The sequence below is a fragment of the Frigoribacterium sp. PvP054 genome (genome assembly GCF_040547465.1).
In the GTDB taxonomy this organism is placed as follows: domain Bacteria; phylum Actinomycetota; class Actinomycetes; order Actinomycetales; family Microbacteriaceae; genus Frigoribacterium.
Genome location: NZ_JBEPPU010000007.1, coordinates 73,756 through 90,922 on the forward strand (window position 1 = coordinate 73,756; position 17,167 = coordinate 90,922).

The window sequence follows — 17,167 nt, forward strand, 5'->3', positions numbered from 1 at the left end:
ATCCCCACCGGGACCAACAGACAAGGAGCTTCACCATGAACGCCTTCACTCGCAAGCGCATCACGAAAGCCGCCTTCGGCATCGCCGCCTCGGGCGCCCTGATCTTCTCCCTCGCCGCCTGCTCGTCCAACTCGGGCACCGCGACCGACACCTCCTCGACCTCGACCTCCGCGTCGGCCGAGCCCACCGCCGAGGCCACCCCCCTGGCCACGATCGCCGACCTCAGCAACGGCGTCGACACCCAGGTCACCGTCGACGCGTCCTTCGTCGAAGCCCTCACCTCGCTCGGCCTCACCCCCGGCGTCGTCGGCTCGGCCACCTTCGACTCGGCCACGGGCACGTTCGCGTTCCCCATCACCGGCGGCAACGTCGACTACTACGACCCCAACGGCGACGTCCGCCCCTACGTCCAGGGCGAGATCGACCACGACGGCTCCGGCCTGTCGCTGACCGCCGGCGACACCGTCGTCGAACTCACCGACTTCCGCATCGACCCGGGCGAGAGCAAGCTCTACGGCACCGTCACCGCCAACGGCCAGGTCGCCGCCGAAGACGCCTACCTGTTCAACCTCTGGGGCGGCACCTTGAAGCCCATCCAGATGGAAGGCACCAACGCCGTCCTCGAGGGCACCACCGTCCACATCAGCCCCGACGCCGCAGCCCTGCTGAACCAGACCTTCAACACCGACGCCGTCCAGGACGAGATGCTCGTCGGCGTCGCGAAGATCACCGCCGCCACGGAGTAGTACCCGTCTGGCCGGCTCCGCCGGCCTGGCCCCCGGTTCACACCCTGCCCGCAGAGTGTGAACCCAGAACCCGGGTCGTCTCCGTGACGACGCACCGGCCCCGCCCCGCTCGGCGGGGCCGGCGATCCCGGTGGACCCCGCCTCGTGCCCCCGCACGAGGCGGGGTTTTCCCGTTCCCCCAGAACGACCCGACGCCCCGAACCCCGTTCACGAAGATGAACCCCGACAAAACGGGGTTCATCTTCGTGAACGGGGTTCTCGGCGAGCAGCGCGACCAGCCAGCAACTGATCCGGCACGTACCGGATCACCCCCGCCCGACCACCCCGCGCCTGCCCCGCGCCCCGCGCCCGGCGCCCGGCGCCCTGCGCCCCGCGCCCGGCGCCCCGCACCCCGCACCCCGCACCCCGCACCCCGCACCCCGACCAGTCTCGAACCCGGTTTCGAACGATGAACCCCGTTCCTTCTGGGTTCATCGTTCGAAACCGGGTTCATCGCGCGTCCGCACCGCGCCCGCATCCCGTTTCTGGCACCGGGCGCCCGGCACCCCACACCCCGTACCCGGTGACCCGAACCCCGTTCACGAAGACGAACCCCGAGAAAACGGGGTTCGACCTCGTGAACGGGGTTCTCGGTGAGGGTCACGACCGGAGGCGGAGGCGAGAACGGCGGCAGATCCGCGCCCTGTCCCCCGTTCTGGGGGCGACCACTTCGATTCAGACGCATACAGTCCAGGCAGTGCCGTCGGGGGCACGCCACCCGACCGCCGATCCACCTGGACGTCACTCCATGCCTCTCGCACCTCCGCTGCCCCCGGGTACCGAACGCTCCGACGACGACCTGCTCACCCTCGTCGCGGAGGGCGACCGCGACGCGTTCGCCCTCTTCTACGACCGCACGGCACCCCGCGTCGCTGGTCTGGTCCAGCGGGTCCTGGTCGACCCGGCGCAGTCCGAGGAGGTCACGCAGGAGGTCTTCCTGGAGGCCTGGCAGACCGCCCCCCGCTTCGACCGGGCACGCGGCAGGGCCACGTCGTGGTTGCTGACCATGGCACACCGCCGCGCCGTCGACCGGGTGCGCGCCTCCCAGTCCACCCGGGACAGGGACCTCCTCGTGGGCATCAGGGAGTTCGACGCCGACCGCGACGACGTCGCCGAGACCGCCGAGACCCGGGTCGAACTCGACCGCGTGACGAGAGCCATGCACGCCCTGACGGACCTGCAGCGACAAGCCCTCGAGTCGGTGTACTTCGGGGGGCTCACCCAGGGCGAGGCCGCACGCGACGCCGGCGTGGCGATCGGGACGATGAAGACCCGCATCCGCGGCGCCCTCGTCTCGCTCCGACGAGTGCTCGCCGAGACCGAGACCGAGGCGGCCTGACGGACGGGGGGCGGGCCGGACCCCGACGGCGCGTGGGCGACGGACCGCCGACCGTGGGTCAGCTGCCCGGGTCGTCGGGCACGAAACGGTAACCCATGCCCTGGACGGTCTGCAGGTAGCGGGGGCGGGCGGGCACGGCCTCGAGCTTCTTCCGCAGCTGGGACACGTAGAGGCGGAGGTAACCCCCGTCGCTGCTGTGCGCCGGGCCCCAGATGCGGGTGAGGATGTCCTCCCGGGTCACGAGCCGGCCGGGGTTCCGGACGAGGATCTCGAGGATGCGCCACTCGGTCGGCGTCAGCCGGACGGCCTCGTCCGGCTCGCGGACGACGCTCTTGGCGACGAAGTCGACGCGGATGTCGCCGAACGTCTCGGCCGGCTGGTCCGGCGTCGGCGACGTCCGACGGGTCAACGCCCGGAGACGCGCCAGGAGCTCGTCCATGGCGAACGGCTTGGTGATGTAGTCGTCGGCGCCGGCGTCGAGCGCCTCGACCTTGTCGGCGGCGCCGGCACGGCCCGAGACGACGAGCACGGGGACGTTCGACCATCCGCGGAGCCCCTCGATGACCTCGAGGCCGCCCACCAGGGGCATGCCGAGGTCGAGCATCACGACGTCCGGGTGCTCGTCGACGGCGGCACGGAGGGCCTCGGCCCCGTCGCCCGCCGTCGCGACGTCGTAGCCCACGGCGCCCAGGGTGAGAGTGAGCGCCCGGACGATCTGGGGGTCGTCGTCGGCGACGAGGATCTTCACGCGGACGCCCCTCCGGTCCGCACGCCGACCACCGGCAGTGCCACGACCACGGTGAGACCGCCTCCCGGGGTCTCCTCGGCGGTGAGGTGGCCACCCATCCCCTCGGTGAACCCCTTGGCTATGGCGAGCCCCAGGCCGAGGCCCGCCGTGTTGTCGGTGTCGCCCAGGCGTTGGAAGGGGACGAAGACGAGGTCGAGGCGGTCGGGGCTGATGCCCGGCCCCCGGTCGGCCACCCGGATCTCGACCACGGGGCCGAAGGTGCTGGCGGTGAGACGGACGGGCACGTCGGCGGGGGCGTACTCGACGGCGTTGTCGAGGAGGTTGACCAGGACGCGTTGCAAGAGGACCGGGTCCGCGGCGACCGGCGGCACCTCGCCGGCGATCTCGACGTCGAGTCGCCCCGGTCCGGGCTGCAGCTCGTCCACGGCGGCGAAGAGGACGTCACCGACGTCGAGCGCCTGACACGAGACCGCCAGGGCGCCGGCTTGCACGCGACTGACGTCGAGGAGGTTGGTGACCAGGCTCGAGAGTGCGTCGAGGCTCTCGCGGGCCGTCGTCAGCAGCTCGTCGCGATCGCGTTCGCCCCAGACGACTTCGGTCTGCTGCAGGCCGGTGACCGCGGCGGTGGCCGAGGCCAGGGGGCGTCGCAGGTCGTGTCCCACGGCCGCGAGCAGCGCGGTCCGCACCTGGTCGACCTGGGCCATGGGTCGGGCGGAGTCGGCCGTCGCGGTGAGCGCCCGGTGTTCGAGGGCGGTCTCGACCTGGGCCGCGATGACGGTCAGGAGGCGCCGTTCGGAGGCGGCGACGGGCGGCCCGACCATCTCGAGGCGCGCCCCGTCGCCCGCCGGGACGACCGTCGTCTCACCGTCACCGGCGGACGAGCCGTCCGACGGTCCCACGGTGTCGACGACGTCGCCGTCCCGTCCGACCACGCTGACGGACCGGAGGCGGAACGCCTCCCTCGTGCGGGACAGGAGGGCGTGCAGGGCGTCCTGCCCGCGGATGACGCCCCCGGCGACGGTCGCGAGCAGCTCGGACTCCGCGAGCGCCCGCGCGGCGGAACGGGACCTCCGGGCGGCCTGGTCCACCACGTAGCTGACGAGCAGGGCGATGACGACGTACAGGACGAGGGTCAGCAGGTGCAGGGGCCGGCCGACGGTGATGCTGTCGTAGGGCTCGACGAAGAAGTAGTCCAGCGTAACCCCCGAGAGCACGGCCGCGAAGAGGGCCGGCCAGATCCCGCCGACGAGGGCGACCACGACGACGAGCAGCTGGTAGACGAGCACGTCGCTCGTGAGCGACTCGTCGCTGCGGGACATCACGAGCAGCCACGTCACCAGCGGACCCAGCACGACGGCGAGGGCGGCGCCCAGCAGCCGACGCCGCAGCGTCAGGGCGCCTCCTGCCCGGGGCAGGGTGAAGCGGCCCCCGGCGGCGGAGTGGGTCACGATGTGCACGTCGATGTCACCCGACTCGCGGACGACCGTGGCGCCGATCCCCGGGCCGGTCAGGGCCGCGGCGACGCGGCTCCGACGACTGACCCCGATCACGAGCTGGGAGGCGTTCATCGCCTTCGCGAACTGGACCAGGGCGACGGGCACGTCGCCACCGACGACCTCGTGGTGGGTGCCTCCGAGCTTCTCGGTCAGGGCGCGCTGCGCGGAGAGGGCACCCGGGTGAGCGTCGCGGAGGCCGTCCTGGGCGATGACGTGCACGGTGACGAGTTCTCCCCCGGACGACCGGGCGGCGATGCGGGCACCACGACGGATGAGGGTCTCGCCCTCCGGTCCGCCGGTGAGGGCGACCACGACCCGTTCGCGCGCCTCCCACTTGCTGTCGATGCCGTGCTCGACCCGGTAGGCCTTGAGGGCGCTGTCGACCTCGTCGGCCAGCCACAGCAGGGCCAGCTCGCGCAACGCCGTGAGGTTGCCCAGGCGGAAGTAGTTCGACAGGGCGGCGTCGATGCGGGCCGCCGGGTAGACGTTCCCCTCGGCGAGACGGTCGCGCAGCGCCTGGGGGGCGAGGTCGACGACCTCGATCTGGTCGGCGCTCCGGAGCATGCTGTCCGGGACGGTCTCGCGCTGGGCGGCCCCGGTGATCTTCTCCACCACGTCGTTGAGCGACTCGATGTGTTGCACGTTGACGGTCGAGACGACGTCGATGCCCGCGTCGAGGAGGACCTGGACGTCCTGCCACCGTTTCTGCCGGACGGAGCCCGGCGCGTTGGTGTGGGCGAGCTCGTCGACGAGAGCGAGGTCGGGCCGCCTCGCGAGGACGGCGTCCACGTCCATCTCGGTCAGCTCGACGCCGCGGTGCAGGGTCGTCGTCCGCGGGACGATCTCGAGGTCGCCGAGCAGGGACGCCGTCGCCACGCGGCCGTGCGTCTCGACGACGGCGACGACGACGTCCTTGCCCTCGCGGGCGAGCCGTGCTCCCTCTTCGAGCATCGTGTAGGTCTTGCCGACGCCGGGGGCGGCGCCGAGCAGCACCCGGAGCCGCCCCCGTCTCACGGCCTCAGCGTCCCGTCTCGGCCAGGGCCGCGTTGAGCTCGAGCACGTTCACGGTGGGCTCGCCCAGGTAGCCGAGGTCACGGCCCTGGGTGTGCGCCTCCACGAGCGCCTCGACCCGGGCGACCGGGAGGTCTCGTGCCGCGGCGACGCGCTCGACCTGGATGCGCGCGTACTCGGGGCTGATGTGCGGGTCGAGCCCCGACGCGGACGCCGTCAGCGCGTCGACGGGGACGTCCTCCGGGTCGACGCCGTCGCTCTCGGCGATCGCGGCACGGCGTTCGTCGATCGCGGCGACGAGGTCGTCGTTCTCGGGTCCGAGGTTGCTGCCGCTCGACGCCGAGGCGTCGTAGCCGTCTCCGGCTGCGGAGGGCCGTGACTGGAACCACTCGGGCAGGGCGGCACCGTCGGCGTCGGTGAAGGACTGCCCGATGAGCGACGAGCCCACGACCTGCCCGTCGACGCTCACGGCGGAGCCGTCGGCCTCGCCGCGGAGGGCGAGCTGGCCGATCCCGGTGACGACCGCCGTGTAGGCCACGCCGAGGACGACGGTGAAGACGAGCATGGCGCGGAGGGCGACGCCGTACTGACGGAGGAGGGTGCGTGTGTTCATGGTCTCTTTCTCGCTTCCTGGTCGTCCGGCCTAGAAGCCGGGGATGACGCTGACGACGAGGTCGATGATCTTGATGCCGACGAAGGGGGCGACGACGCCGCCGAGCCCGTAGACGAGGAGGTTGCGCGACAGGATCGACGACGCCGAGGCCGCCCGGTACCTGACGCCCCGGAGGGCGAGCGGGATGAGCACGACGATGACGAGCGCGTTGAAGACGATCGCCGAGAGGATCGCCGACGCGGGCGAGCTCAGCTGCATGACGTTCAGCAGCCCCAGCCCCGGGAACACCCCGGCGAACATCGCGGGGATGATGGCGAAGTACTTCGCGACGTCGTTCGCGATCGAGAAGGTCGTCAACGCGCCGCGCGTGATGAGCAGCTGCTTGCCGATCCGGACGATGTCGATCAACTTGGTCGGATCGCTGTCGAGGTCGACCATGTTGCCGGCCTCCTTGGCGGCCGAGGTGCCCGTGTTCATGGCCACGCCCACGTCGGCCTGGGCGAGCGCCGGCGCGTCGTTCGTGCCGTCGCCGGTCATCGCGACGAGCGCGCCTCCTTCTTGCTCGCGGCGGATGAGGGCGAGCTTGTCCTCGGGGGTGGCCTCGGCGAGGTAGTCGTCGACGCCGGCCTCGGCCGCGATCGCCTTGGCGGTCAGCGGGTTGTCGCCGGTGATCATGACCGTGCGGATGCCCATGCTGCGCAGTTCGGCGAAGCGTTCGCGCAGACCGGTCTTGACGACGTCCTTGAGGTACACGACGCCGAGGACGCGGGCGTCGGCGGACGTGGTCTTGATCGCGACGACCAAGGGGGTCCCTCCGGCGTTCGAGATCTCGTCGATGCGGGTCTGCAGTTCGTCGTGCTCGGTGCTGGCGAGACGACGGTCCTCCTCGACCCAGGCGATGAGGGAGTTGCCGGCGCCCTTGCGGATCTGCGTGCCGTCGGGCAGGTCGAGTCCGCTCATGCGCGTCTGGGCGGTGAAGGGCACGATCTCGCCGTGCTGACCCTCGGCGTCGTGCCAGCCCGTCGTCAGGGCGAGGTCGACGATGGACTTGCCCTCGGGGGTCGGGTCGCTGAGCGACGACCGGGCGGCCGCGTCGACGAGTTCCGCCCGGGCGACGCCCTCGAGGGGCGTGAACTCGGCCGCCTGCCGGTTGCCGTAGGTGATGGTGCCGGTCTTGTCGAGCAGCAGCGTCGTCACGTCGCCGGCGGCCTCGACCGCGCGCCCCGACATGGCGAGCACGTTGCGCTGCACGAGGCGGTCCATGCCGGCGATGCCGATGGCGCTCAACAGGGCTCCGATGGTGGTCGGGATCAGGCAGACGAGCAGGGCGATCAGCACCGGGATGCTCACCGACGCGTCGCTGTAGGCCGCGATGGGGTTCAGCGTCAGCGTCACGACGACGAAGACGATCGACAGGCTGGCGAGCAGGATGTTCAGGGCGATCTCGTTCGGCGTCTTCTGCCGGGCCGCACCCTCGACGAGGCGGATCATGCGGTCGACGAACGTCTCGCCCGGCTTGCTCGTGATGCGCACCACCACCCGGTCGGAGAGCACGCGGGTGCCGCCGGTGACGGCGCTGCGGTCGCCGCCCGACTCGCGGATCACCGGGGCCGACTCGCCGGTGATGGCCGACTCGTCGACGCTCGCGATGCCCCAGACGATGTCGCCGTCGCCCGGGATCAACTCGCCGGCGGTCACGACGACCGTGTCGCCGAGCGTGAGGTCGGCCGACGAGACGGACTCCAGGGAGGCGCGCTCGGCACCCGCGTCGGACGTCGCGTCGTACGACGCCACGCGCTGGGCGGTGGTGCTGGTGCGGGTGGCCTTGAGGGTCTCGGCCTGCGCTTTGCCGCGGCCCTCGGCGACGGATTCGGCGAGGTTGGCGAAGACGACGGTGAGCCAGAGCCAGATCGCGATGGCCCAGGTGAAGGAGCCGGGGACGGGCGAGCCGCCCGAGGCCTCGGGACCGGTGAAGAGGCCGGCGATCGCGAGGATCGTCGTGTAGGCGGCGCCGAACTCGACGATGAACATGACGGGGTTGTGCCACATCTCGCGCGGGTCGAGCTTGCGGAGGGCGCCGGGCAGGGCCGCGACGAGCTGGGCTGCGCCGAACGCGCCGCCTCGGTTCGTCGGGGCGTGGTCGCCCTCGTGGTCGGTGGTGGGTGTGTCGGTGACGACGGACATGGTTACTGCAGCCCTTCAGCGAGCGGTCCCAGTGCGAGGACGGGGAAGTAGGTCAGCGCGGTGATGATCACCGAGACGCCGGTGAGCAGGCCCACGAACTGCGGGCGGTGGGTGGGCAGGGTGCCGGCGGTGGCGGGGACCTTGTCCTGAGCGGCGAACGAGCCGGCGAGGGCGAGCACGAGCACGATCGGCACGAACCGGCCGAGCAGCATCGCGACGCCGAGGGTGGTGTTGAACCACGGGGTGTTCGCGGTCAGTCCCGCGAAGGCGGAGCCGTTGTTGTTGGCGGCGGAGGTGAAGGCGTAGAGCACCTCGCCGAAGCCGTGGAGGCCCGCGTTCCAGATCGACGTGCCCTCGACGTCGGCGCGCACCGCGGGGATCGCGAAGCTCAGCGCGGTGAAGGCCAGCACGATCGTCGGCGTGACCAGGATGTACAGGCTGGCGAGCTTGATCTCGCGCGGCCCGATCTTCTTGCCGAGGTACTCGGGGGTGCGCCCCACGAGCAGGCCCGCGATGAACACGGTGATCACGGCGAGGACGAGCATCCCGTAGAGACCGGACCCGACACCGCCGGGGGCGATCTCGCCGAGCATCATGTTCAGCATCGCCATCATGCCGCCGAGGGCGGTGTACGAGTCGTGCATCGAGTTGACGGCACCCGTCGACGTCAGGGTCGAGGTGGAACCGAAGAGGGTCGATCCCCAGATGCCGAACCGCGCCTCCTTGCCCTCCATCGCGCCGCCGGCGAGCTGGGTCGCCGTGCCGGCGCCCCGCAGCTCGAACCACGTCATGGCGCTGAGCGAGACCGCGAAGATCGTCGTCATGACGGCGGCGATGGCGACGCCCTGCTTCGTCGAGCCGACCATGCGCCCGAAGGTGCGGGGCAGCGAGAACGGGATGACGAGCATGAGCAGGACCTGGAGGACGTTCGTCCAGGGGGTCGGGTTCTCGAACGGGTGCGCGCTGTTCGCGTTGAAGAAGCCACCGCCGTTCGTGCCGAGCAGCTTGATCGCCTCCTGCGAGGCCGTGGGCCCGCCGGGGATCGTCGCGGTGCCACCGGTGAGGGTCGTGACGTCGGTGAAGCCCGCGACGTTCTGGATGACGCCTCCGGCGAGGAGGACGACGGCCGCGATGACGGCGAGCGGAAGGAGCAGCCGCGTGATCGACCGGGTCAGGTCGACCCAGAAGTTGCCGAGCGTGCCGCTCTTCGCCCGGGCGAGCCCGCGGATCAGGGCGACGGCCACGGCGATGCCGACGGCCGCCGAGACGAAGTTCTGGACGACGAGGCCGAGGACCTGCACGGCGTAGCCCATCGTCACGTCGGGCGAGTACGACTGCCAGTTGGTGTTGGCCACGAACGAGGCGGCGGTGTTGAACGAGAGCCCCTCGGGGACGGCCGGGAAGCCCAGCGAGTACGGCAGGAACGCCTGGAGGCGCTGGATCGCGTAGACGAAGAGGACCCCGACGAGCGAGAAGGTCAGGACGCCGCGCAGGTAGGCGGGCCAGGTCTGCTCGGACGCGGGATCGACCCCGACGAGCCGGTAGAAGCCGCGTTCGACGCGGGCGTCCCTCGCGGTCGTGAAGATGCGGGCCATGTGGTCGCCGAGCGGCCGGTACACGACGACCAGCACGACGACGACCGTGAGGATCTGGAGGACGCCGGACAACGCGTCCATCAGAACTCCTCGGGCTTCACGAGCGCGTACACGAGGTACGCCAGGGCGGCCACGGCGAGGACGGCGGCCCCGATGCTGAAGACGATCACAGCTTCTCGACCCCCTTCGCGACGAGGGACACCACTGCGAACACAGCGATGACGGCGAGCACGTACACGATGTCGAGCACTACGACTCCAAGAGGAAGGACGATCGGCGGGCCGAGCGGCCCGGTGCCCCTCATGGGCACAGCGAGTCAGTAGACACCCCGGTGGGGGCCGTCCCGGCGCTCCTCACGACTTCCTCACGCTCGACGCGCCGATCCTCACGGACACCACACGGGTGCCCGCCCCGAGGTCGTCGAGCGGCGGTCGAGCGGCGACCGTCAGTCGCGCTTGGCGCAGGTGACCTGGTCGGCGGACTGGCCGGTCACGCTGTCGGGCAGCGCGGCCGCGGTCGGGGCCGGCGTGCCGGTCGCCGTGTCACCGGTCGCGTCGCCGGTCGGCGTCGTGGGCTCGTCGGTCGGTTCGTCGGTCGGCGTCGCCGACGGGCTGCTCGGGGCCGACGACGCCGGTGCGTCGGGGTCGAGCACCGCCGAGCGGCCCAGGCTGTCGGCCGACAGGGTCAGCGGCAGGTTGCGCTGCAGGGCGTCGTTCAGCACCGCCGCCGGACCCTCGTCGGGGATCACCTTGTTGCGGTTCCACGGGGCGTCGACCGCCGGGTACTGCACGAACACCATGTTCGACAGCCCGACCGTGTTGACGGCGAGGCCGAGCTTGGCCAGCGTCGCCGCGTCGGCCAGCGTGTCGCTGAGGGTCATGTTCGCGAACGCGACCCGGGCGATCGCCAGCACCTTCGTCGGGTCGGTCAGGGTGCCCGCCGACACGGTCTGCCTCGCCAGCGCCGACAGGAAGGTCTGCTGGTTGCTGATGCGCCCGAGGTCGCTCGCGTCGCCGACCCCGTGCCGCGAGCGCAGGAACGACCCGGCCTCGGCGCCGGTCAGGTTGACGGTGCCCGCCTCGAGGTCGAGGGCCGGCACGACGTCGTCGTCCTTGATGGGCGTCGCGAGGCACACGTCGACGCCGCCCACCGCGTCGGCCATGGCCACCACGCCGTCGAACTTGATGGCCCCCGCGTAGTCCACCTGGACGCCGGTGAGCTCCGAGATCGTCCGGGCGACGCACGAGAGGCCGTTCTGCTCGCCGCCGCGCCGCAACGCCTCGTTGAGCGGTGCCGCGTCCGTCGCCGGCGTCACGCTGCCGTCGTCGCCCTCGCACGCGGGGATGGGCACGATCAGGTCGCGGGGGAAGCTCACGACGGCCATGTTGGTGTGGTCCTCGGAGATGTGGACGAGCAGGTTCGCGTCGTTGTTGCCGACGCCGCTGCTGGCCTGCAGGTTGGCCGGGTCGTCGAAGCCGGCGCCCTGGCCCTCGCGGGTGTCGGTGGCGATGAGCAGCAGGTTGACCTCGCCGGTCTGCGCCGTCAGCTGCGGCACGGGGGTCGCCGTCGACCCGTCGGGGCCGGTCAACGAGACGGTCGGTGCCGCGGTCTGCAGCACCTGCCAGGTCGCGATGGCGGCGACGGACGTGGTGCTCACCAGCACGACGGCCAGCGCCGCGGCCGTCACCTTCGCGGCGAAGGCCACGGGGTGCCCCCGGCGGAGGCGACCGTGGCGGGCGATGCCGCCGGCCCGCACCGCGCCTCCGTCGTCGGGAGCGTCGTCGAGCGCGGGGCCCCGTCGTGCGTCGTCCGCCATCGTCACTCCCTCGGTGGGCGGTGGCCCGGCCGGCCCCCGTCGTCAAGCATCCTAGGAGGCGCGGGCCACGAGGACCCGGAGGTCGCGTCGCCGGCGACCCCGGTCGGGTGCGCTCAGCCGGCCTCGCCGAGGGTGACGGGTGCGACCGCGGGCAGAACGTCCTCGGTCCAGTCGACCCGCAGCGACCCGGACCCCGACCAGCCCCGCAGCTCGGCACCGACCGTGTCGCGGAACGTCTCGGCCTCGGCACGGTCGCCCACGACGACGTCGAGGCGCAGCCGGGCGAGCTGCTCGGTGACCCGGACGGGCAGGCCCCAGGCCTGCAGCACGAGCACCTCGGACGCGGCGCTCAGCGCCGGGAAGTGCCGCCGGAGCTTCTGCTCGACGACGTGCAGCACGGCCACCTCGTCGGTGGGGCGGATCACTCCGGTCAGCGAGATCATGTCTGATGGTCCGCCCGGCAGGTTACGGGAGTGTGGCCACGCGCTGTGAAAGCACCTCGGGCACGTCTCGCCCCCACCCACGGCTGTCCCCCGGTCGGTCCCCCGTCGCCGGGGTCGTGTTGGCAGATCGACGTGGGGTGGGCATGATCGTCCCATGGCGAAAAAGCTCAAGACGGCCCACCGCGACCTCGTCGAGGCGCTCGACCACCACCGCAAGGTCATGCAAGAGAAACCGTTGTCGAGCAAGCGCGCCGGGCGGGCCACCGCCAAGCTGCGACTCGCCGTGTCGGCGTACTCCGCCGTCGTCGCCGACAAGACGGGCCAGCCCGACCCGTTCGTCGACTACGACGCCCTCGATCCGGCCACGGTCGCGTCGCTCGCCGCCGAACGCGACGCGATCGCCCACAAGAAGTCGTCGGACCAGGGCAAGCTCGACTGACGCGCCGGCGGGTGCGTCCCCACGGTCAGCGCTGACCTACGGGTGCGTCCCGCACGGTCAGCGCGGGACGCCCGGCCCGTCGACGAGGGCCCAGCCCCCGTCGTCGGTGCGGCGCACGGCACCCTCGCGCTCGAACGCCTCGAGCCAACCGCCCATGGGCCACTCGCCCCACCGCTCGGCGAACAGCCCTCCGTTGCGGACGACGTCGGGCAGGTGCCGCCACGGCGGCGACGAGGTCGGATGGTGCTGGTGGTACGCATGGGCGCCGCCGACCCAGACGAGCGGCACGTCGAGCGAGCGGGCCGTGTAGGCGAAGTCGGTGTCCTCGCCACCGTAGCCCTCGTAGCGCTCGTCGAAGCCGCCGATCCTCGCCCACGTGGCCGGTGTGACGGCGAACGACAGCGACCAGAAGAGCGGGTAGTCGTCGGCCCCGGCGACCACCGTCGAACCCGCGGGAGGCGCGGGCCGCGCCGCGTGCGGCGCCGTCGCCTCGTCGAGGCCCTCACCCGTGCCGAGCACGAAGCCCTCGGGCAGGTAGGTGACCGGACCGCTCAGCAGCGCGCCGGGGTGCGCGTCGGCGGCGCGCTCGTAGAGGGGGAACAGGTCGTCGCCCGGCACGCAGTCGGCGTCGAGGAAGACCACCAGGGTCGCGCCGCGTCCGATCGCCGTGTCGGCCCCGCGGTTGCGGCCGGCGGCGAGGCGGAGCCCCTCGGGGCCCGGGGGCACGTGCAGCGTGGTGACCCCGGCGAGGGCCGGGACGTCGGGGGCCGGCGTCTCGTCGAGCCAGACCACCACGTGGCCGGCGTCGGGGGCGACCCGACGGACGAAGCGGATCTGGTTGGCGACGTGCTTCATGCGGGTGGCCGAGGCGAGGGTCACGACGACGACGGTCACGAGAGGGCTCCGGCCAGGGCGTCGGGGTGGGCGACGGGGTCGCCGGCGGGTCGTGCCGCGTCGCGCCCGGCGACCTCGGCGACGACGGCCGCCGCCCGGGCGGCCGCACCGTCCACCTGCCACGTCGACCAGTCGGGGCGCAGCCCGCGGGCGCGCTCGATCAGGGCCGGCCACTCGTCGTCGGCGGGCCACGACGAGGCGACGACGGCGAGCCCGGCGCGGTCGAGCGCCCGGGCGGTGGTGAGCTGTTCGTCGAAAGGACGGCTCTGCGGCACGACGACGGCCCGGGCCCCGAGGGCGGCGAGGTCGGCGACGGTGTTCTGTCCGGCCCAGGTCACGATCACCTCGGCCGCGGCCATCTCGGCCCGGGGGTCGTCGACCCACCGGTCCAGCCCGAGGGTGGACCAGGTCGTGCCGGGAGTCGCGCGGGCGGCCCGGGCGAGCGACGCCGCGAGGTCGTCGTGGTCGCTGCCGCCGGCGCCGCCGACGAAGAGCACGCTGCCGGGCACCACCGACGACGATCCCGACTCCTCGGCCCCGCGCCCGTCCTGCCGCGAGATGCCGCCCACCCAGCGCACCTTCAGGGCGAGGCGGTCGAGGGCGGTCGAGTCGTGCGAGCCGGCGGGCCAGGGCGCGATCACGCGCGAGGCGGCGTCGTAGGCCAGGCGGTGCGGCTCGTCGGTCCGGTCGCCGGGCTGCGACACGACGACGACCTCGACGCCGAGCAGACGGGCGAAGACAGTCACCTCGACCGAGACGTCGACGACCATCGCGTCGAAGGGGCGGCCGTCGGCGGCGGCACCGGCGACGGCAGCCGCGATGCGGCCGAGGCGGGCGGTGTGGCCGGGGTGGGCGACGGGGGCCCAGTGCAGCAGGCCGCCCACGGTCGGCGAGGCGTCGGCGGGGTGACGCACCACCCCGTCGGCGCCCGTGGTCGGGGCGTCGTCGCGCTCGAGCTCGACCCAGGTCGTGTCGTCCGGCAGGGCGGCCGGGGCCCCGAGCGAGCTGAAGACCACGACGTCCGCGTCGAGGTGGGGTCGGACGGCCGAGAACCGGGTGCGGTGGCCGGCACCGTGGTGGTGCACGTACCAACCGACCAGCGGGCGGGCGGTCACGCCGTCACCACGCGTCGGCCCGATCCCACCGGCCGGACGGTGGACAGTCCGCCGGCGAGGGACGAGGAGGCGCGCTGCCGGCCCCCGACGGTCGTCGCGTCCGTCGGCACCCCGGCCGCTGTCACGACCCCGGGCACCCGGACGTCCGAGGCCACGACGTCGGCGTACAGGCCCTCGAGCACGGCCGCGCGGGCCCGGAGCGAGAACCGGTCGACGGCGTCCTGCCGCACCGTGCGGCGGGCGGCGGCGTCCGTCCCGACGCGGCGCAGGAGGTCGTCGGCGGCACGGGCCATGCCGTCGAGGTCGCCGGCGGGGACGAGGGCGGCCCCGACCGAGCCCGCCACGACCTCGGGGACTCCCCCGACGGCGAACGAGACGACCGGCGTGCCGGTGACCAGCGCCTCCGCGATCACGAGGCCGAAGGGCTCTTCCCACACGGGCGTGACGAGGGCGCAGCCGCTGTGGCCGACGAGGGCCGCCAGCTCGGGCTGGCGCAGTTCGCCGACGTAGTGGGCGGTGACGCCGAGGTGCGGTGCGACCTCGGTCTCGAAGTAGTCGACGTCGCCGATGCGGCCGGCGATGACGAGTCGTCGTCCGGCGCGACGAGCGACCTCGAGGGCCAGGTGCAGGCCCTTCTCGGGGACGATGCGCCCCGACCAGACGAGGTCGTCGCCGCCCGGGCCGAAGCCCCAGCGGTCGGTGTCGACCCCGTTCGGCAGCACGGTCGCCTCGACGCCCTCGGTCGCCCAGGCGGCCGCGGTGTGGCCGCTGACGGCGACGAAGCGGCTGCGCGGCCCGTCGGACGAGCGGTGCGCGGCGAGCATGTCGGGCAGCGTCGGCGTGTGCAGGGTGCTGACCATCGGCACCCCGATGCGGTCGGCCCGGGCGAGCGGGACGCCGTGCAGGCTGTGGTTGTCGACCAGGTCGTAGTCGTCGGCGTGGTCGGCGACGTACTGCAGGGCCCGCTCGAGGGCGGGCAGGGCCCGCTCGAGGTACCCGGCCGGGTAGGTCGTGTCGGTCGCCTCGGCGGGGTCGTCGAAGACCACGGCGGGCAGCACGAACTCGGGCGGGCTCTGGTCGAGGTGGTCCGAGCCCTCGGTCGCGATCAGGGTCACGCGGTGGCCGCGCTCGCGCAGGGTGCGCACCTGGTGGTGGACGCTCGACTCGAGGCCGCCGGCGAACGGTTCGCGGATCGGGTAGCGCAGCGGCGCCACCACGACGATGCGCAGGGGCCGGGAGGCGCGGGTCACGCCGTCACCGCCGCGACCGTCGCGAGGGCGCGCTCGTACACCGCGAGGTGCGCGGCCGCCACGTCGTGCCGCTGCTGCCGTCGCAGCCGGCGGTGGCGTCGTCGCAGCTCGACCCGGTGAGCCGTGCCGCGGCGCGAGGCCGGGACGCGGGTCGGGTCGTCGTGGGCGTCGGCGGTCTCGTCGAGGGCCCGCGGGCTGACCAGGGCGATCACGGCGGCCGCCAGCGAGGCGGGGTCGCCGAGGTCGAACGACGCGGTCGCCCCGGCTTCGGGGTGCTGCGAGGCGGCGTGGCCGACGCGGGGCGCGGCGACCGGCACGGCGAGGTCCCAGCACAGTTCGACCCAGCCCGAGTGGGTGCCGTGGCGGTAGGGCAGCACCGAGACGTCGAGGTCGGCGAGCGAGCGCTCGAGTGCGGCGTCGTCGAGGCGGGGGTGCTCGACGAGGGTCGCCCCGGGGCCCGCGGCCCGGACGAGCTCGCGCACGCGCGCCGCCTGCTCGGGGTCTCGCACCCGCTCGTTCAGGTCGACCCGCGCCTCCACGGGGGCACCGGTGGCGCGCAGGGCGGCGACCGCGGCGAGCAGGGTGCGGACGGTCTCGTCGCCCGCGACGTTCGGCCGCAGGTCGCGCAGGTGGACGCCGACGACGATCTCGTCGCCCGGGGTGCCGACGGGCAGGTCGACGTCGGAGGCGTCGTCGAGCCCGGGGTCGACGATGGCCGGGTGGGCGATGACGGTGGGGCGGCGACCCCAGCGGGCCTCGACCTCGTCGGCCGCCGCGTCCGTCAGGGTGATCAGTTCGTCGGCGGCGGGCACGAGCACGTCGAGGTGCTCGAGGTGGGGCGCCTGGTCGACGAGCTGCGGGTTGGTCAGGTCGTGCACCGTGTACACCAGCGGCAGGCGCAGCTCGCGGAGGGCCTCGACGACGGCGACGAGGTGCCCGGTCGGGTACGACTCCGTGCCGAAGTGGACGTGCAGCAGGTCGACCTCGTCGGCGTGCGCCCGCAACCAGTCGGCGTCGAGCACGACCGGAGGCCACCAGCGGGTCGGCTCGGCGGGGTCGGGCAGCGGGTCGTCGAGGTGGACGACGCGGCCCGCGGCGTCGCCGGGGTCCAGCAGCGAGCGGACGTAGGGGTGGCCGGCGGGCACCGAGGCGACCCGGATCGGACCGGCGTGCGACGAGGCGACGCGGGGCCGCTCGGCGGCTGCCGTGGCCGTGGTCGACGGCGACATCGGGGCGTCGTGGGTCATCGGAGCCTCCTCGGCGTGATCAGGTCGCCCGCCGCGGCCCGACCCCGGCGCGCGGGGCCTGGACCGGAGGGACGACGAGCACCCGCGGCGATGCGGGCGGGGTGTGCCGGGGCTGGCGGCGGGAAAGGATGACGCGACCGGGGAAGTCGCTGTTGACTCAACATAGGCCCGCGCGACCCCCTTTGTCCGTTC

The 17,167-nt window shown here is 73.1% G+C and carries 16 protein-coding genes; 3 read left to right on the forward strand and 13 right to left on the reverse strand.

Annotated elements, in window-relative coordinates:
- Nucleotides 1–35: 35 nt before the first annotated feature.
- The gene (locus ABID81_RS10650) at nt 36–746 is read left to right on the forward strand and encodes a hypothetical protein (RefSeq protein WP_354594783.1); all 711 of its coding nucleotides are present in this window, start codon (nt 36–38) and stop codon (nt 744–746) included.
- A 787-nt stretch (nt 747–1,533) separates the two neighbouring features.
- Nucleotides 1,534–2,124: an ECF RNA polymerase sigma factor SigK gene (gene sigK / locus ABID81_RS10655; RefSeq protein ID WP_354594784.1), complete on the forward strand. Its 591-nt coding sequence runs from the start codon at nt 1,534–1,536 to the stop codon at nt 2,122–2,124.
- A 58-nt stretch (nt 2,125–2,182) separates the two neighbouring features.
- On the opposite strand, the gene ABID81_RS10660 is transcribed toward sigK, so the two are convergent.
- The 9 genes from ABID81_RS10660 to ABID81_RS10700 all read right to left on the reverse strand — a co-directional run bounded on the left by ABID81_RS10660 (nt 2,183) and on the right by ABID81_RS10700 (nt 12,030).
- The gene (locus tag ABID81_RS10660; RefSeq protein WP_354594785.1) at nt 2,183–2,872 is read right to left on the reverse strand and encodes a response regulator transcription factor; all 690 of its coding nucleotides are present in this window, start codon (nt 2,870–2,872) and stop codon (nt 2,183–2,185) included.
- Nucleotides 2,869–5,382: a DUF4118 domain-containing protein gene (locus ABID81_RS10665; protein WP_354594786.1), complete on the reverse strand. Its 2,514-nt coding sequence runs from the start codon at nt 5,380–5,382 to the stop codon at nt 2,869–2,871. Before ABID81_RS10665 ends, ABID81_RS10660 begins: the two co-directional genes overlap by 4 nt.
- Before the next feature lie 4 nt (nt 5,383–5,386).
- Nucleotides 5,387–5,992, reverse strand: a complete 606-nt coding sequence (kdpC, locus tag ABID81_RS10670) for a potassium-transporting ATPase subunit KdpC (RefSeq protein WP_354594787.1) — start codon at nt 5,990–5,992, stop codon at nt 5,387–5,389.
- Between the two features lie 30 nt (nt 5,993–6,022).
- Nucleotides 6,023–8,176, reverse strand: coding sequence for a potassium-transporting ATPase subunit KdpB (kdpB, locus tag ABID81_RS10675; protein WP_354594788.1), 2,154 nt, complete (start codon nt 8,174–8,176; stop codon nt 6,023–6,025).
- A gap of 2 nt (nt 8,177–8,178) precedes the next feature.
- Complete coding sequence (kdpA, locus tag ABID81_RS10680; protein WP_354594789.1) at nt 8,179–9,852, reverse strand: potassium-transporting ATPase subunit KdpA; 1,674 nt, start codon at nt 9,850–9,852, stop codon at nt 8,179–8,181.
- Complete coding sequence (locus ABID81_RS10685; protein ID WP_354594790.1) at nt 9,852–9,941, reverse strand: potassium-transporting ATPase subunit F; 90 nt, start codon at nt 9,939–9,941, stop codon at nt 9,852–9,854. The genes kdpA and ABID81_RS10685 overlap by 1 nt, the downstream gene beginning before the upstream one ends.
- The gene (locus ABID81_RS10690) at nt 9,938–10,075 is read right to left on the reverse strand and encodes a hypothetical protein (RefSeq protein WP_354594791.1); all 138 of its coding nucleotides are present in this window, start codon (nt 10,073–10,075) and stop codon (nt 9,938–9,940) included. Before ABID81_RS10690 ends, ABID81_RS10685 begins: the two co-directional genes overlap by 4 nt.
- 141 nt (nt 10,076–10,216) lie before the next feature.
- Entirely contained in the window at nt 10,217–11,587 is a 1,371-nt protein-coding gene (locus tag ABID81_RS10695) for an LCP family protein (RefSeq protein ID WP_354594792.1), read from the reverse strand.
- A gap of 113 nt (nt 11,588–11,700) precedes the next feature.
- Nucleotides 11,701–12,030 (reverse strand): hypothetical protein, encoded by a 330-nt coding sequence (locus ABID81_RS10700; RefSeq protein ID WP_354594793.1) that lies wholly within the window; start codon nt 12,028–12,030, stop codon nt 11,701–11,703.
- 154 nt (nt 12,031–12,184) lie between these two features.
- Here ABID81_RS10700 and ABID81_RS10705 point away from each other — a divergent pair, with 154 nt between their 5' ends.
- Nucleotides 12,185–12,469 carry a hypothetical protein gene (locus ABID81_RS10705; RefSeq protein ID WP_194594512.1) on the forward strand — a complete coding sequence of 95 codons (285 nt, stop codon included), beginning with the start codon at nt 12,185–12,187 and terminating at the stop codon, nt 12,467–12,469.
- Nucleotides 12,470–12,526: 57 nt separating this feature from the next.
- Here the strand turns inward: ABID81_RS10705 and ABID81_RS10710 are convergent, their stop codons facing one another.
- The 4 genes from ABID81_RS10710 to ABID81_RS10725 are packed head-to-tail and all read right to left on the reverse strand — an operon-like array spanning nt 12,527 to nt 16,975.
- On the reverse strand, nt 12,527–13,363 hold the full coding sequence (locus ABID81_RS10710) for a glycosyltransferase family 2 protein (RefSeq protein ID WP_354594794.1): 837 nt from the start codon (nt 13,361–13,363) through the stop codon (nt 12,527–12,529).
- Nucleotides 13,360–14,478, reverse strand: coding sequence for a glycosyltransferase (locus ABID81_RS10715; RefSeq protein ID WP_354594795.1), 1,119 nt, complete (start codon nt 14,476–14,478; stop codon nt 13,360–13,362). Before ABID81_RS10715 ends, ABID81_RS10710 begins: the two co-directional genes overlap by 4 nt.
- Nucleotides 14,475–15,728, reverse strand: a complete 1,254-nt coding sequence (locus tag ABID81_RS10720; protein ID WP_354594796.1) for a glycosyltransferase — start codon at nt 15,726–15,728, stop codon at nt 14,475–14,477. Before ABID81_RS10720 ends, ABID81_RS10715 begins: the two co-directional genes overlap by 4 nt.
- A complete protein-coding gene (locus ABID81_RS10725) occupies nt 15,725–16,975 on the reverse strand; it encodes a glycosyltransferase (protein ID WP_354594797.1) in 1,251 nt (416 codons plus the stop codon). The genes ABID81_RS10720 and ABID81_RS10725 overlap by 4 nt, the downstream gene beginning before the upstream one ends.
- Nucleotides 16,976–17,167 lie beyond the last annotated feature (192 nt).

Excerpts from the sequence above, each read along its gene's own strand:
- ABID81_RS10650 (WP_354594783.1), top strand. The coding sequence starts at position 36 with ATGAACGCCTTCACTCGCAAGCGCATCACGAAAGCCGCCTTCGGCATC.
- sigK (WP_354594784.1), top strand. The coding sequence starts at position 1,534 with ATGCCTCTCGCACCTCCGCTGCCCCCGGGTACCGAACGCTCCGACGAC.
- kdpC (WP_354594787.1), bottom strand. The coding sequence starts at position 5,992 with ATGAACACACGCACCCTCCTCCGTCAGTACGGCGTCGCCCTCCGCGCC.
- kdpB (WP_354594788.1), bottom strand. The coding sequence starts at position 8,176 with ATGTCCGTCGTCACCGACACACCCACCACCGACCACGAGGGCGACCAC.
- kdpA (WP_354594789.1), bottom strand. The coding sequence starts at position 9,852 with ATGGACGCGTTGTCCGGCGTCCTCCAGATCCTCACGGTCGTCGTCGTG.
- ABID81_RS10690 (WP_354594791.1), bottom strand. The coding sequence starts at position 10,075 with ATGAGGGGCACCGGGCCGCTCGGCCCGCCGATCGTCCTTCCTCTTGGA.
- ABID81_RS10695 (WP_354594792.1), bottom strand. The coding sequence starts at position 11,587 with ATGGCGGACGACGCACGACGGGGCCCCGCGCTCGACGACGCTCCCGAC.
- ABID81_RS10700 (WP_354594793.1), bottom strand. The coding sequence starts at position 12,030 with ATGATCTCGCTGACCGGAGTGATCCGCCCCACCGACGAGGTGGCCGTG.
- ABID81_RS10705 (WP_194594512.1), top strand. The coding sequence starts at position 12,185 with ATGGCGAAAAAGCTCAAGACGGCCCACCGCGACCTCGTCGAGGCGCTC.
- ABID81_RS10725 (WP_354594797.1), bottom strand. The coding sequence starts at position 16,975 with ATGACCCACGACGCCCCGATGTCGCCGTCGACCACGGCCACGGCAGCC.